At 67.4% G+C, this 261-nt stretch carries 1 protein-coding gene; it reads left to right on the top strand.

Going from position 1 to position 261, the window contains the following annotated elements:
* Positions 1-261: hemagglutinin repeat-containing protein (locus IBT47_RS26880; protein WP_200564303.1), on the top strand; the 261-nt coding region annotated here is incomplete at both ends.

Raw genomic sequence — 261 nt, 5'->3', positions numbered from 1 at the left:
ACAACGGCGGACGCCGGGCGGAACCTGACGCTGAACAGTGGCCGGGATGCGCTGCTGCAGGGCGCGCAGGTCAGCGGTGAGTCGGTGAAAGCCGACATCGGGCGCGATCTGCTGATAGCCAGCGAGCAGGACCGCGACCACTACGACATAAAGCAGACCGGCAGCAGCGTCGGCGGCAGTGTCATCGGCGGTGCGGGTATCGGCGGTGCGGGTATCGGCGGTTCGGCCAGCCTGAGCGGCAGCCGGGATAAGATGAACAGC

The organism is Erwinia sp. S43 (assembly GCF_016624745.1).
In the GTDB taxonomy this organism is placed as follows: Bacteria; Pseudomonadota; Gammaproteobacteria; order Enterobacterales; family Enterobacteriaceae; genus Erwinia; species Erwinia coffeiphila.
Note: the sequence above shows the minus strand (reverse complement) of the source record. Positions and strands in the feature narration are given on the sequence as shown.